The following is a 14,638-nucleotide window of genomic DNA, read 5'->3' as shown; positions in this document are numbered from 1 at the left end:
CGAAGAAGGATTGAGTAAGTTTATTATAAATAAAAAGGAGAAATGTTATGAAAAAGGGAGATTTTATTTGGATTGGAGTACTTGTATTATGGATAGCTATATTAGTCGAGCCAAGGTCTAGGGAAATTTTCATATCAACAACAGAAAGCTATCCATACATAGGAGGTTTCTTTAAGTTTTTAATTTTAGCTACTATGGGGGACTTACTTGGTATGAGGGTTATAAATGGCTATTGGAAAAAGCCAAATGGAATTATTTATAGAGCTATAATTTGGGGATTTATTGGAGTTGTAACGACACTAGCATTAACAGTATTTCCATCAGGAGTAGAAAAAGCTCAAGAAATAGGTAAGTTGCCTTTTAATGGATCTATATTCGCTCATGCTTTATTAACGAGTACAGTTATGAATATATTGCAATCTCCAGTTATATTTCTATTTCATAAATTTACAGATACATATATAGATGAGATTCATTCAACTAACAAAAAAGATATAACATTATCATATTTAGTTGAAAAAATAGATTGGTATAGATATGTTAGCTTTACTTTATTAAAAACAATTCCTTTATTTTGGATTCCATGTCACACAATAGTGTTTATGCTACCTTCAGAGTATAGAGTAATAGCATCAGCATTTGCATCTATTGCACTAGGACTTATATTAGCTATGGCAAATAAATCTAAAAAAGATGTAGTAGTATCTTAACAAAATATTATGTATGAAAACATATAAAAACTCTAAATATAATAGATGAATTGTATTTAGGAGGAACAATATATGAAGCATACAAATAATTTCTTAAAATCAATAACGATAATAACTATAGGAATATTGATAATATCAGTAATAAAACAAGGGAACCTTAATAATATAAAAGATATAATGCAAACAAATTTATATCAAGGATTAAGAACAGTAAAGGTAACAGAAGAAAAAACTAAAATAGATAGTAAGAATACTTCTATATCTATAAAAATGCCAGAAATTCATTATCAAAATGAAGAAGTTGAAAGATATATAAATACATATATAAGAAAAAGTATAAATGAGTTTGTTAATCATCAAAGACAAATAGGAGAATTAAGCAAAGAAAAAAAGAAGAGGGATATTAGTATAAATTATCATGTGGTCTTTGAGGACTGTAATTTGATTAATATAGTAATATATAGGAATATAAATGAAAAACAAAAAGATGTTAAACTTGAAAAGGATAGCTATATATTTGACTTAAAAACTGGGCAGAGAGTGTATATAGATAATTTCTTAAAAGATAATAGTGATTATGATGAAGTGATTAAAAATTATATAGATAAGTATATAGATAAAAATAAGTCAAATATAGATAAAGAAAAAATAAATATAAATAAATATACTAATTATATAATTACAGATGGAGGTATTTCAGTTTATTTCAATCCTTATAAAGATAGCAAAGAAAAAGCAATTTATGAATTTAAAATACCATATGAAATATTTAAAAATAAAATAAAAATAATAGAAACTGATGATATAGTAGCAAATGTAGATACTCAAACAATAACTAAGAATAATAAGTATATTAATAGCGTAATTAATATACCTATAATAATGACTTCAAATAAAGATATAGACTATAGTATAAATGAAAAGATTAGAAATGATATAATGAAATTTTATGACTTATCTCAAAAAGAAGCTGAGGATTATTTTAAAGGTATACCAGATGAGCAAAATAAATTTGTAGCGAATGCAGATTTTGAAGTTAAGAAGAATAGCGATGATATGCTAAGCATAATGGTAAAATATTACAAATATAGTGGAGGAGCTCATGGTTATTCTGAAGATATAACTTATAATATAGATATAAAAAATGGAAAAATACTAATGTTAAGTGATTTATTTAAGGAAAAATCAAATTACAAGAAAGTAATAGACAATGAAATTAGAAAACAAATAGAAGATTTAGCAAAAAAAGACCCAGAAACTAAGGGTGTTTACCAATTTGAAGGAATAAAAGATAATCAAAAATTTTATATACAAGATGATAACTTAGTTATTTATTTTGATTTATATGAGATAGCTCCATATGCTGCAGGAATGCCGGAGTATCCTATAAATATAAATATTATAAATCATATACTCAAAGATGAGTATATAAATATATTTAAATAGTAGCTTATTTTTATTGCTTAAGATACATTGGAAAAGTTATAAAAGTAAATTTTTATAATAAAAAGTGTCTCAAATAATAGTTAAATTATTTTGAGACACTTTTTTATTAAATAGTTGGGTTTAAAGATGCTATTTTAGTTACAGCAACATAAACTCTTGAAATCTCGTACCAAGTTTTAAAATCTACAACCCCTGATTGAGGTAATCCAAATATTTGTTGGAATGTTTTAACTGAATTAGCAGTACTTTCGCCATATATACCATCTTCTCTTACCTTTGGTATAGCTGGGTAAGATTTAGATATAGCATTAAGTTGATTTTGTATTGTTCTAACATTTTTACCACTAGATCCGACTTGTAAAGTCTCACCAGGGAAAGATATAGGAACACCACTAACTATGGGAGCTTTTTCAAAAATAATTTCATCTCCATAAAAATATCTTAATATAGATTCATAATCCATTCCTTGATCTCCTAAGCTCTTACTTCCCCATTGGGTCATTTGATTAGGGCACTGAGATTTTTTACCATCACAATATTGAGCAAGTAATGGCTGTCTAGAAGTAGGCGGTCTTTTTATAAATGTGTTAAATATATCGTCAACAATAACATTTATAGGATCAAAGAAATTTCTATTTTTCATAAATTTATGGTCAAAATTTGTAGTTGAAGTAATTGTAAAGGTATAACCTTTATTTCTATACCATTCAGTAAAAACTCTATTTAATGTAAATGAAATTATAGCTATTACATTTGCGTAAATTGTCTGAGTAGGCCATGTAGAATATATTTCAGAAGCTGCTACGTTTTTAATATATTCTTTAAATGGAATCCAATAATTTGGAGCAGATGTATTTTCAGGCAGCCCATCATGAACAACTATAAATTCAGGAACAACTGGGTTATCTAAAACAACAAACCCAGTTGGAGGTGGTAAAGGTTTTAAACTATTTTCTGGTATTTTTGGAGGATAATCTCCATACAATGTGTGGTCTGGAATAATGAAAATTTCCTCATTCTGTCTTGAATATGAACCTCTAGCTCTACTTCTTGGTGGCATAGGAACAGCCTGTCTAGCACCAATTGTAGGTAACATTTGAGTACCATTGATAATGACAGTTTCGTATCCATCAGCAATAGCTTCAACTAAGTATTCACTATATGGTCTAACCTGAGCATTTGGATCTAGTGAGTAATCAAGATCTGGAGCTGGAAGATTTAAGTCTGTAACTTGGCCCGATATGTTAGTTTTTAAGTTTTGATAAATTGGCGCAGCAGTTTCTCCAGGACCTGGAATTGAATAAACATTTACTGTAGCATTTACAATAGGTCTATTATTCGAACTGTCAATAACACTAATTGTTAAAAATCCATTTTGCATGTAATCACCCTTTCTTTTGGTAATTTAGTAATCTCTTATATTTATAGTATGAATAAGTTTATTATTTTGTTAAGAAAAATGGAAATAATATATATAAAATATAAGAGAAAAGGAAATTAAATCTATGAAATTAAATCTATTAATATTGTCTATAGCGCCTACAATAGCATTTATAATATGGTGTTATTTAAAAGATAAGTATGATAAAGAGCCTATAATTATTTTGTGTAAATTTTTTATATTAGGAGCATTTATAAGTGTTATTGCTATAATAGCAGAAGATTTTTTAATTGATATAAATAGATATAGTGGATACTCTAACTTGTTATATATGTCATTTATAGTGGCAGGATTTACAGAAGAGGGTCTTAAAGCTTTAGTTTTAATACCGAACTTATTAAAAGAAAAAAGCTTTAATGAAAAATTAGATGGAATTATTTATTCAATATTTTTATCTTTAGGATTTGCAACTATTGAAAATATAATTTATATATTTTTTGAGGAGTCAAAAACTGCACTCGAAGTAGGCGTGGTAAGGGGGATAATATCTGTACCAGCACATATAATGTTTGCTATCACAATGGGGTATTATATTTCTAAGTATAAATTTAGTAATAAGGCTATCAAAAAAAGAGAATATTTATTTATGTCTATTTTAGTACCTATTTTGCTACATGGTATTTTTGATTTTATAGCAATGATAAAATATAAATTTTCTTTTGTAGTTTTTTTCATTTATATAATACTTTTATGGAAAGTTAATTTAGATAAAGTAGATGAATATAGTGACAACTCTAGAAAAAGATTTTTAAGAGGAAGAAAAAATAAAAAGTAGAATTTTTTTTATAAGGTATATTTATAGTTAATATAGTTTAATAATAACTTGTAAGTAATTTTAGTGAAATGCATTTTAGGAGGAATTATATTGTGAGTTCTTTAGATAAAAATCATGAATATCTAATATCAAAATTTTTAAGTCGTTATGATTACGATGCGGTATTAGATGTTTTAGAAGAAGCTGGGGTAATAGATGGAGATTTATATTTGCTAATGGAATCATGTAAATATGCTTTAAATTTTGACTTTAAAAAGTCATTAGAATTTATAGAACAAATGAGTAGTCAAATAACATCTAGAAGTGAAATAAAAGAGTTAATGGAAAATTTAAAAAACCTAAAATTAGGTGAGCCAGAGGATATATTATCAGAGCTAATAGAAAATATAAAAATTCAAGTTGTAAAAGGAGAATATATAGATTATTTGGGAAGACTTTATAGATTAAAGGAAGCATTATTTAAATATATATTTGTAAGCAGCAAAGAATCAAAGAATTATAAAGTGTGTATGTATGGATATATGGTATCAAAGAAAAATATTTTATATACTTTGAAAAAGAAGTATAATATATATAATGGAAATTTAATACATGGAGTAACCAATTATATAAATAGAAATGTTAAAAAGACTAAAAGAATGGAAAAAGTAGTTGAAATATTAAATAGTGATAGATTAGAAAATTTAATAAAACTAAGAAATGAAAGTCCAGTTGGTCATGGGTTTAAAGGAGTAAGCAAAGAAGACATTGAAGAAATATATGGTGATCCTATGGAAGTCATACAAGATTTAGTCAAAGCCTGTGAACTATTAGACTTAGGCATTAAAATGAACAAGTATGATAACATTAATGAGGTAGCGATACATTTAATAGGTAGCTATTAAAATTTACCTTATTTTAATAAAACTTAAATTTAGAGGAGATGGTAGGGATGAGTGACAAATTCAAGAAAGAAGCAATAGAATGGATTAAAATAATTGCTACAGCTCTGGTATTTGCATTTATAATAACTCAATTTGTAAGGCCGACGTTAGTAAGAGGAGAATCAATGTATCCAACACTAGAGGAAAATGACTATCTTATAATAAATAGAATGTCATACAGAGTCGGAGAACCTAAAAAAGGGGATGTAATAGTATTTAGTACAGCGTTATTACAAGATGATGGAAGTCCAAAAGACTTAGTTAAAAGAGTAATAGCTGTTGGAGGAGATCATATAAAAATAGAAAACTCTAATGTATATGTAAATGATAAACTTATAAAAGAACCGTATATCCATGATAATTATACAGAAGGAGCTATAGATATGGTAATTCCAGAGGGAAAAGTATTTGCCATGGGTGACAATAGAGAAAAAAGTTTAGATAGTAGATATGAAGATGTAGGGCTAGTTAATGAAAAAGATATAATGGGAAAAGTAATGATTAGATTATTCCCGTTTAATAAAATAGGAACAATAAAATAGGTGCTCTTATGATAATAGGAATTTCAGCATTACTATTTAATATAGAAGAAGCTTTAGATTTATGTGAAAAATTTTCTGATATAAAACATATAGAATTAGGTATCGATAATTTAGATGAATGTATTAAACTTTATAAATATAAGGATAGAATCGAGAAGTTAGAATTATCTTTAAGTATACATTTGCCAATGGAACTAAATGCTTGCGAAAGTGTAGAATATATAAGAAAGTCATGGGTAAATTTTACTAAAAATATTAGTAATGATTTAAAGGATTTTGACATAAAATATTTTAACCTTCATTTAGGCTATGTAATAAGTAATAGACTGAAGAAAAATAAAGAAAAATACTTAAATAATAGTATCGAATTTTTAAGAGAATTATGTAAAGAGATAAATTGTGAAATAACTATAGAAAATGTATATTCTAATTACGGAGATTTTTCAAATGTAGGTAACACAGTTTACGATTTTGAATATATATTTAAAGTAGTAAAAAATAATAATGTAGGGTTTTGTTATGATACAGGACATTACTTAATTAACAAAGATAATTATATAGATTCACTAAAAGATAAAATAAAAGTAATTCATTTAAGTGACAACGATGGTATAGATGATATACATATAGGTATAGGCAGAGGTATACTACAAAAGAAACATATAAAAGAAATGCTTAAAATAGAAGCTAAATATTTGATTTTAGAAATTAATTATGAACATATAAAAGAAACTATAAACAATTTAAATGCTATTATGGGAGAGGTATAAATACCTCTTTTTCCTATATATAGGGAAGAAAGGAGCATTACTATGAAAACTATAAATTTATATGTAAATGAAGAAATTAAAAAATTAATTTAGAGGAAAAATCTTCGAGTAGATTATTAGAAGATATAGCTAAAGAAGTAAGTGATAAATATGATGGATATATAACACTTGGAATTGTAAATAATAAATTAAGAGAATTAACATATGAAATTAATGATGAATGTGATCTTAAGTTTTTAGATACAACAGATATGGATGGCCGTAGAGTCTATACAAGAACTATGTCTTTTATATTTATAATGGCATGTAAAGAGTTATTTGGAGACAAAAGAGTAGTAGTAGAGCATTCTTTATCAAAAGGACTATATTGTGATGTGCATATAGATAGAGACTTAGCTAAAGAAGATATAGAAAATATAAAAGAAAAAATGCAGCAAATAATTGATTCAGACTATAAAATAGAAAAAATATCTACAACTAGGAAAGAAGCAATTAAAATATTTGAAGAAAATAAGATGTATGAAAGAGCACAGCTTCTTGAATATAAAGAGTATGATGATGTAAAAATATATAAGTGTAATGGAATGATAGACCATTTCTATGGATATATGCTTCCATCAACAGGATATATAAAAACATTTAATCTTGAATTATATAAAAATGGTGTAATAGTATTAGGGCCGAGTCCGCAAAATAAAAATATTGCAGTGGAATTTGAACCACAGCCAAAATTAGCGGATGTATATCAAGAGGCAGAGCAGTGGTCTAATCTTTTAGGTGTAGATAAGGTTATAACTCTTAATAAAATTATTGAAAATAATGAATATCCGGAGATAATAAGAACAGTAGAAGCTCTACATGAAAAGAAGTTATCTCAAATTGCGGATGCAATAAAAGAACAAGGAAAAAGAGTAATACTTATAGCAGCACCTTCATCATCAGGTAAAACGAGCTTTGCTCATAGATTATCTATACATCTTAGAGTTAATAATTTAAAACCTGTATCTATATCATTAGATGATTATTTTGTTAATAGAGAAGATACGCCATTAGACGAATTTGGGAATTTTGACTTTGAATCTATATACGCAATAGATTTAGAAAGATTTAATTCAGATTTAGAGAAATTATTAAATGGAGAAGAGATAAGTCTTCCTAAATTTAATTTCAAAATTGGTAAAAGAGAAGAAACAGGTAAGAAATTAAAAATTGATAAAAATCAACCTATAATACTAGAGGGAATTCATGGGTTAAATCCTATGTTAACATCATCAGTAAAAGATGAAGATAAATTTAAAATATATATAAGTGCTTTAACTCAAATAAACTTAGATGACCATAATAGAATACCAACTACAGATTTAAGACTTATAAGAAGAATGGTTAGAGATTACAACTTTAGAGGATATAGTGCAGAGAAGACAATTATGCAATGGGGATCTGTTAGAAGGGGAGAAAATAAAAATATATTCCCATATCAAGAAGAAGCAGATGTAATATTTAACTCTGCGTGTGTTTATGAGTTGTCAGTTCTAAAAAAATATGCAAAGCCATTATTAGAAGAAATAACAAGAGACAATAAAGCATATATAGAAGCTAATAGATTATTAAAATTACTACAATATTTTGTCGAGTTAGAAGACATATCCGATATACCTTTAACTTCTATAATAAGAGAATTTATAGGTGGAAGTAAAATAGTAGATTAGATATAAGAGTCCTGATATTGACATAATATCAGGACTTTTTGTATTATAGTAGTACTATATATTTCGAAATATAACTAAATAGGGAGGTAATAATATGGAAAAAATATTACAGGACATATTAGACAGAAATAGAAAATACACAAACTATGGACAAGTTGCAAGTTATATACCGGAATTGAAGAATGCGCGTATAGACGATTTAGGGATATGTATAATAGATAAAAATAATAATATATATAAAGCAGGAGATTATAATACAAAATTTACTATACAAAGTATATCAAAGACAATAGTGCTTGCAATGGCTCTTATGGATAATGACTGGGCTTATGTTTTTTCAAAAGTTGGTATGGAGCCAAGTGGAGATCCGTTTAACTCTATAATGAAGTTAGAAACTAATGATTCTAAAAAACCATGTAATCCTATGATAAATGCAGGTGCAATAGTTACAACATCTCTTATAAAAGGGAATAGTATAGAGGAAAAAGAAGAAAGAATGTTAAAATTCTTTAGACGATTAGCTAAAAATGATAATATAGGTATAAATTATGATGTATATAAATCGGAAAAAATGAGCGGTGATAGAAATAGAGCTATGGCTTACTTATTAAAAAACGATGGGTTTATAGAAGGTGATGTAGAAGAAGTACTAGATTTATACTTTAAACAGTGCTCAATAGAAATAGATGCAATGGATTTAGCAAGAATAGGTATAAATCTTGCAAGCTATGGTGTAGATATTGAAACTGGAGAAAGATTAATAAGTGAACGTGTTTCAAGAATGGTAAAAACATTTATGGTGACTTGTGGTATGTATGATGCATCGGGAGAATTTGCCATAAAAGCTGGAATACCTGCAAAATCCGGTGTTGGTGGAGGAATACTTGCATCAGTTCCAAATCAAATGGGGATAGGTGTTTATGGTCCAGCACTAGATAAAAAGGGAAATAGTGTAGCTGGAGTTAAGATATTAGAAGACTTATCACAGAAATTAAAATTAAATATATTTTAAATTATGGAATTTTTTGACAACTTAAACTACTTCATATATAATTAAATTACAGTAAAATAAATTTTTTATGGGGGTGGGATAAATGAAAGAAGTATTAGTACTTAGAGATTTAGAGTGTATAAAGGCAATAGCGCATCCTCGACGAATAGATATACTAAAAACTTTTGATAAATCACCACTATCAGCAAAGCAATTGTCTCAATTATTAGATGAACCTCATGCTAAAATAAATTACCATATAAAAACACTTTATAAAGTAGGAATCTTAGAATTAGTTGAGGAAAAGATTAAATCGGGTATTGTTGAGAAGTATTATTATCCAAAAGCAAAACACATAGTAATTGGTAAAAGTGTTATAGATTTCTCTTTAGATGATGAATGTGAATGTGACCGTGAAGAATTATATATATCTAAATTTGAAAATATAAGTGAACTATTTTATCAAGCTGCAGAGGAAGATACATTAGAAAAGAATAATATAATCGATTATAATACTGTTTATCTTAACCGAGAAGAGATAGATGAGATTAATGAGACAATAAAAGCAAAATTAAAAGAAATTTTAAGCAAGAGAGAAAGTATTAGTGAAGAGGCTGCATACGACTTAGTCATACTTGCAGTTCCGTTGTCAAAAGAAGAAGAGTATAATATATAATAAGTATCAATTTTGTTGATACTTATTTTTTTGGGTATAATTAAAGTATAATATAATTTATAAATATAATAAAATCGACAATAAGGAGGATTTACAAAATGCTTGTAATAGGACCGCATATTTCAATAGCAAAAGGTTTTTCAAAAGCAGCGCAAACAGCAGTAGATATAGGAGCAAATACGTTTCAATTTTTTTAGTAGAAATCCAAGGGGAGGTAATGCTAAGGAATTTGATGAAAAAGATATAGCAAAGTTTCAAAAAATAAGAGAAGAAAATAATTTTGGAAAAATACTAGCTCATGCACCATACACTATGAACTTAGGTGGGGCGAAGGATGAAGTGTATGAATTTGCTAGAAAGGTTATAAAAGAAGATATAGAAAGAATGGATTCTTTAGGGATAGAGTATATGTGTTTCCACCCAGGTAGTCATGTAGGTGGAGGTATAGAGTTTGGAATAAAGAGAATATCAGATGCATTAAATGAAGCTTTAACAGGTGAAGAAAATATAACTCTACTTCTTGAAACTATGTCTGGAAAAGGAACAGAAATAGGGTTTGACTTTAATCAATTAAGAGAAATTATAGATAGTGTTGAACATAATGAAAAACTAGGGGTTTGCTTAGATACATGTCATATATTTTCAGCTGGATATGATATAGTTAATGATTTAGATGGAGTATTAGAAGAGTTTGATAAGATAATAGGACTAGATAGATTAAAAGCAGTACATTTAAATGATAGTATGATGCCATTTGGAGATAAGAAAGATAGACATGAAGTGATCGGAGAAGGTAAAATAGGATTAGAGGCTATAATCAACTTTATGACTCATCCTAAAATAAGCCATCTACCATTTTTCTTAGAAACACCTCTTGAAGATGAAGGCCATAAGAGAGAGATTGCTATGATAAAGGAAATATTAGATAATAAAATTCGCTAGGCTTGAGCGACGTGTCGGCGAATTGATTTATGTCGCCAACGACCTATATAAAATAGGTCCGTTGCTTAAATAAAATTGTGGTGGGGGAAAACAATGAGATTGTTAGGAAAAAGTAATATGAATGTAAAAAGAGTTGGATTTGGAGGAATACCTATCCAAAGAATAACTCAAGAAGACACGAATAAAGTTATTGATGAATTAGAAAAGCAAGGTGTTAATTTTATAGATACAGCTAGAGGATACACAATAAGTGAAGAATATATAGGGAATAGCCTAGAGGGAAGAAGAGAAAAGTTTTTTATAGCTACTAAAAGTATGTCAAGAAACTATGAAGATATGAAAAAAGATATAGAAATAAGCTTAAAAAATCTTAAGACAGACTATATAGACCTATATCAACTTCATAATGTTAAGCCAGAAGAGTATGATTTAATATTTGGTGAAGAGAAAGCTTATAAAGCGTTATTAGAAGCAAAACAAGAAGGTAAAATAAAGCATATAGGAATAACTAGTCACGGATTAGAAACAATAGAAAAAGCAATAGAGAGTGATAAGTTTGCAACAATACAGTTTCCATATAATATAGTAGAAGGCCAAGCTGATGAAGCATTTAGGAAAGCTAATGAAAAAGGTATCGGAATAATAGTTATGAAACCTTTAGCAGGAGGAGCTTTGGATGATGCAAGCTTAGCTATAAAGTATATACTTTCAAAAGATTACATTGATATAGTTATACCAGGGATGGATAGTGTAGAACAAGTTAGGCAAAATACTAAAGTTTTAGATAATTTGGAATTTACAGAAGAAGATAATATAAAAATAGAAGAGATAAGAAAAACCTTAGGAAAAAGATTCTGTAGAAGGTGTGAATATTGCCTTCCATGTCCTGTAGGTATAAATATACCAGCAAACTTTTTACTAGAAGGATATTATACTAGATACAATCTAAAGGACTGGGCTAAGCAAAGATATGCAGCTTCGAGTGGAAAAGCTAATGAATGTGTAAATTGTGGGCTATGTGAGACTAAATGTCCATATGAACTTCCTATAAGAGAAATGTTAAAGGATGTTGTCTCTAAGCTTGGATAAAGTAGAATTGTATAATTTAAAATAGATAATAATAAAGAGAACTTAAGTAAAATAAGTTCTCTTTATTATTATTATTCTCTCGGAAAAATATTATAAGATACATTATACTTAGAAAGAGGATAGAGTTCTATTTCTACACGAGGGTTATCTTTATCTATAAAATCAAATAATAATACTGGCTTTAACTGCTTATCATTTTTGATGATACCACTTTTTTTCTATACCATCACAAATACTTTTAGGATAGTTGTGTAAATCACCCATACGTTTATTTGGGAAGTACAGTTTTAATACGGTAATTAAATCTTCTTCTATTGTATCTCCTTGATATTGCTGATTTATATAACCTGCAATCATATTTTCATAAGCTAAGTATTTAGAATGTTTACCAGTCGCTGGCATCCATGCTTGTCCATGAACATTATGAAGTTTAAAGTTAGACTTACTTATAGGTCTACCTGGTATTGTTAATTTAATCAAATTATCACCATCCTTACACTTTAGTTATTATAAAGCTAATACAATATTAATGAAAGGATATTTTATGAATAAGGAAAAATTAAAAGAGTTTTGCAAATCAATAGGATTAAAATGTGTAGGTATTGCAGGTGTTGGGCCATATCACAATTTAGAAAAAGTAATAAAACACAGATTATCAAATGGATATGTTACTGGAATGGAAGAGCCAGTATTAGAAAATAGAATAGATCCAAGAAATACAATGGAAAATGCAAAATCAATAATAGTATGTGCATTTCCTTATTTTAGTGGAAATCAGCAAGATGGTAATTTATCAAAATACTGCTATGGAGAAGATTATCATATAGTTGTAAAGAATATTCTTCAAAAAATTTGCGACTACTTAACTGAAAATATAGACGGATTTGAGTATAAATATTTTACAGATAATGGTCCATTAGTTGATAGACACCTAGCCTATTTATCTGGAATAGGATACTTTGGAATTAATAATAATATTATTACAGATGAATATGGTTCATATATATTTATAGGATATATAATGAACAACTATGATTTTCATCCTGATGAGCCTTTGCCAAAAACATGCATAAAATGTGGGAAATGTGTAAAATATTGTCCGGGAAATGCCTTATTAGGAAATTTTGATATGAATCCAAAGAGATGTTTGTCATATATAACTCAAAAAAAGGGAGAATTGACAGAGGAAGAAATAAGGATATTGCAAAGTGAAAATAAAGTATTTGGGTGTGACGTATGCCAAGATGTATGTCCTCATAATAAAAATATACCTATAACAAATATTAATGAATTTAAGAATAATATAATGACAAGTTTAGATATTGAAGAAATAAATTCCATTTCAAATAAAGAGTTTAAACGCAGATATGGAAATAAAGCTTTTAGTTGGAGAGGAAAAAATATAATAAAAAGAAACTTAGATTTAATTTCAGAAAAACCAAAGGATTAATAAACCTTTGGTTTTTTCTATATATAAAAGTAAGTAGACAAATCACAAAAAAAACGAATATGAATAAAATTAGAATATATATTATTTATAAAAAAATAAATAATTACTGTCATATATTAAATTTACAACAAGTATAAGGTGTTGCTGACATATATTAAATAGTATAACAATTTAATTTAGTAACAGAGAATATTATAAAAGGGGAGAAGGGGTGAGGTCTATTGTTAAACTATAAAAATACATCTGAAATAGAACCTCTAGAAAGCATACTAGGTCAAAAAAGAGCTATAGATGCTATGGAGATTGGATTGAAAATTGATAATCCAGCTTACAATATATACCTAGCAGGTGATTCAGGTACAGGGAAAACAACATATGCTACAAAGGCATTAAATAAGTATGCATCTAAAAAGAATTCTCATAAAGATTGGTGTTATGTATATAACTTTGAACAAAGTAGAGAACCTATTATAATTGGATTAGAAAAAGGATTAGGAAGAACTTTTAAAAAAGATATTGAAAAACTAATTGAAACACTTTTAGATGAGTTAAGAGATACATTTGAAAGTGAAGATTTTGAAATAGGAAAAAATCAGGTTGTTGAGGAATATGAAATAGAAAAAGATGTATTACTTAAAAAAATCAAAAAATATGGAGAAGAAAAAGGATTTAAATTAAAAAATAGTAAAGTTGGAATGGTATTTATACCTATAAAAGACGAAAAAGATGATAAAAATGAAGATGATGAAAAAGCGGATGAGGAATTTTACAAAGTTAAAAAGAATTAGAAAATATGGCAATACAAGTTGTATATAAAATAAGAGATTTAGAAGATGCAGCAAAAGAAGCTTTACTTGATTTAGAAGAGGAAGTAGCAAAATTTGTAATAGATCCTCATATTGAATCTTTAATTGAAAAATATAAGGGCTATGATAAAGTAAAAACATATTTGAATAATATGAGAAAAGATATATTAGAATATGTATATCTTTTCTATTTAGATGAAGAAGATTTAAAAGATAAGTATGATAAAGAACATTTTATAAAATATAAAGTAAATTTATTTGTAGATAATGGTAGTGATAAAGAAAATTTATCAGCTCCTGTAATATTTGAAATAAACCCAAGTCCAGCTAATTTATTTGGTAAAGCTGAATATGATTATTATAATGGA

13 protein-coding genes and 3 pseudogenes are annotated in these 14,638 nt (G+C 27.3%); 14 read left to right on the top strand and 2 right to left on the bottom strand.

Annotation, left to right across the window (positions count from 1 at the left end):
• The first annotated feature begins 47 nt into the window (after nucleotides 1–47).
• Both BN899_RS15030 and BN899_RS15025 read left to right on the top strand, forming a co-directional pair.
• Nucleotides 48–710 (top strand): hypothetical protein, encoded by a 663-nt coding sequence (locus tag BN899_RS15030; RefSeq protein ID WP_042277100.1) that lies wholly within the window; start codon nucleotides 48–50, stop codon nucleotides 708–710.
• A 72-nt stretch (nucleotides 711–782) separates the two neighbouring features.
• On the top strand, nucleotides 783–2,156 hold the full coding sequence (locus BN899_RS15025; protein ID WP_052356875.1) for a DUF3298 domain-containing protein: 1,374 nt from the start codon (nucleotides 783–785) through the stop codon (nucleotides 2,154–2,156).
• A 106-nt stretch (nucleotides 2,157–2,262) separates the two neighbouring features.
• Here BN899_RS15025 and sleC read toward each other — a convergent pair whose 3' ends face one another.
• Nucleotides 2,263–3,537: a spore cortex-lytic germination protein SleC gene (gene sleC / locus BN899_RS15020; RefSeq protein WP_042277097.1), complete on the bottom strand. Its 1,275-nt coding sequence runs from the start codon at nucleotides 3,535–3,537 to the stop codon at nucleotides 2,263–2,265.
• Nucleotides 3,538–3,661: 124 nt separating this feature from the next.
• Here sleC and BN899_RS15015 point away from each other — a divergent pair, with 124 nt between their 5' ends.
• The 9 genes and pseudogenes from BN899_RS15015 (at nucleotide 3,662) to BN899_RS14975 (ending at nucleotide 12,014) form a co-directional block, all read left to right on the top strand.
• Entirely contained in the window at nucleotides 3,662–4,372 is a 711-nt protein-coding gene (locus BN899_RS15015; protein ID WP_042277094.1) for a PrsW family intramembrane metalloprotease, read from the top strand.
• Between the two features lie 92 nt (nucleotides 4,373–4,464).
• A complete protein-coding gene (locus tag BN899_RS15010) occupies nucleotides 4,465–5,256 on the top strand; it encodes a hypothetical protein (protein WP_042277092.1) in 792 nt (263 codons plus the stop codon).
• 47 nt (nucleotides 5,257–5,303) lie between these two features.
• Nucleotides 5,304–5,837 (top strand): signal peptidase I, encoded by a 534-nt coding sequence (gene lepB / locus BN899_RS15005; protein ID WP_042277089.1) that lies wholly within the window; start codon nucleotides 5,304–5,306, stop codon nucleotides 5,835–5,837.
• Nucleotides 5,838–5,845: 8 nt separating this feature from the next.
• Complete coding sequence (locus tag BN899_RS15000) at nucleotides 5,846–6,607, top strand: sugar phosphate isomerase/epimerase family protein (RefSeq protein WP_042277086.1); 762 nt, start codon at nucleotides 5,846–5,848, stop codon at nucleotides 6,605–6,607.
• A 251-nt stretch (nucleotides 6,608–6,858) separates the two neighbouring features.
• Complete coding sequence (locus BN899_RS14995; protein ID WP_242824212.1) at nucleotides 6,859–8,316, top strand: nucleoside kinase; 1,458 nt, start codon at nucleotides 6,859–6,861, stop codon at nucleotides 8,314–8,316.
• A gap of 94 nt (nucleotides 8,317–8,410) precedes the next feature.
• On the top strand, nucleotides 8,411–9,328 hold the full coding sequence (glsA, locus tag BN899_RS14990) for a glutaminase A (RefSeq protein ID WP_042277082.1): 918 nt from the start codon (nucleotides 8,411–8,413) through the stop codon (nucleotides 9,326–9,328).
• A gap of 82 nt (nucleotides 9,329–9,410) precedes the next feature.
• Entirely contained in the window at nucleotides 9,411–9,983 is a 573-nt protein-coding gene (locus BN899_RS14985; protein WP_042277079.1) for an ArsR/SmtB family transcription factor, read from the top strand.
• 98 nt (nucleotides 9,984–10,081) lie between these two features.
• Nucleotides 10,082–10,925 (top strand): annotated as a pseudogene (locus BN899_RS14980) (deoxyribonuclease IV).
• Nucleotides 10,926–11,018: 93 nt separating this feature from the next.
• Nucleotides 11,019–12,014, top strand: a complete 996-nt coding sequence (locus BN899_RS14975; protein ID WP_042277077.1) for an aldo/keto reductase — start codon at nucleotides 11,019–11,021, stop codon at nucleotides 12,012–12,014.
• 71 nt (nucleotides 12,015–12,085) lie between these two features.
• Here BN899_RS14975 and BN899_RS14970 read toward each other — a convergent pair.
• A pseudogene (locus BN899_RS14970) lies at nucleotides 12,086–12,494 on the bottom strand (RusA family crossover junction endodeoxyribonuclease).
• A 64-nt stretch (nucleotides 12,495–12,558) separates the two neighbouring features.
• Between BN899_RS14970 and queG the strand changes: the two are divergent.
• From queG to BN899_RS20205, 3 genes and pseudogenes are all read left to right on the top strand, one after another.
• On the top strand, nucleotides 12,559–13,464 hold the full coding sequence (queG, locus tag BN899_RS14965; protein ID WP_042277075.1) for a tRNA epoxyqueuosine(34) reductase QueG: 906 nt from the start codon (nucleotides 12,559–12,561) through the stop codon (nucleotides 13,462–13,464).
• Nucleotides 13,465–13,685: 221 nt separating this feature from the next.
• Complete coding sequence (locus BN899_RS20210) at nucleotides 13,686–14,252, top strand: Lon-like protease helical domain-containing protein (protein WP_278245000.1); 567 nt, start codon at nucleotides 13,686–13,688, stop codon at nucleotides 14,250–14,252.
• Between the two features lie 5 nt (nucleotides 14,253–14,257).
• Nucleotides 14,258–14,638, top strand: a pseudogene (locus tag BN899_RS20205) (ATP-binding protein); the annotation flags it as partial.

Origin of the sequence: Faecalimicrobium dakarense, from assembly GCF_000499525.1 — a bacterium.
Classification (GTDB): Bacteria; Bacillota; Clostridia; order Peptostreptococcales; family Peptostreptococcaceae; genus Faecalimicrobium; species Faecalimicrobium dakarense.
Note: the sequence above shows the minus strand (reverse complement) of the source record. Positions and strands in the feature narration are given on the sequence as shown.

Coding starts and splice junctions, on each gene's coding strand:
- BN899_RS15030 (WP_042277100.1), top strand. CDS start 48: ATGAAAAAGGGAGATTTTATTTGGATTGGAGTACTTGTATTATGGATA.
- BN899_RS15025 (WP_052356875.1), top strand. CDS start 783: ATGAAGCATACAAATAATTTCTTAAAATCAATAACGATAATAACTATA.
- sleC (WP_042277097.1), bottom strand. CDS start 3,537: ATGCAAAATGGATTTTTAACAATTAGTGTTATTGACAGTTCGAATAAT.
- BN899_RS15015 (WP_042277094.1), top strand. CDS start 3,662: ATGAAATTAAATCTATTAATATTGTCTATAGCGCCTACAATAGCATTT.
- lepB (WP_042277089.1), top strand. CDS start 5,304: ATGAGTGACAAATTCAAGAAAGAAGCAATAGAATGGATTAAAATAATT.
- BN899_RS15000 (WP_042277086.1), top strand. CDS start 5,846: ATGATAATAGGAATTTCAGCATTACTATTTAATATAGAAGAAGCTTTA.
- BN899_RS14995 (WP_242824212.1), top strand. CDS start 6,859: ATGGATGGCCGTAGAGTCTATACAAGAACTATGTCTTTTATATTTATA.
- glsA (WP_042277082.1), top strand. CDS start 8,411: ATGGAAAAAATATTACAGGACATATTAGACAGAAATAGAAAATACACA.
- BN899_RS14985 (WP_042277079.1), top strand. CDS start 9,411: ATGAAAGAAGTATTAGTACTTAGAGATTTAGAGTGTATAAAGGCAATA.
- BN899_RS14975 (WP_042277077.1), top strand. CDS start 11,019: ATGAGATTGTTAGGAAAAAGTAATATGAATGTAAAAAGAGTTGGATTT.
- queG (WP_042277075.1), top strand. CDS start 12,559: ATGAATAAGGAAAAATTAAAAGAGTTTTGCAAATCAATAGGATTAAAA.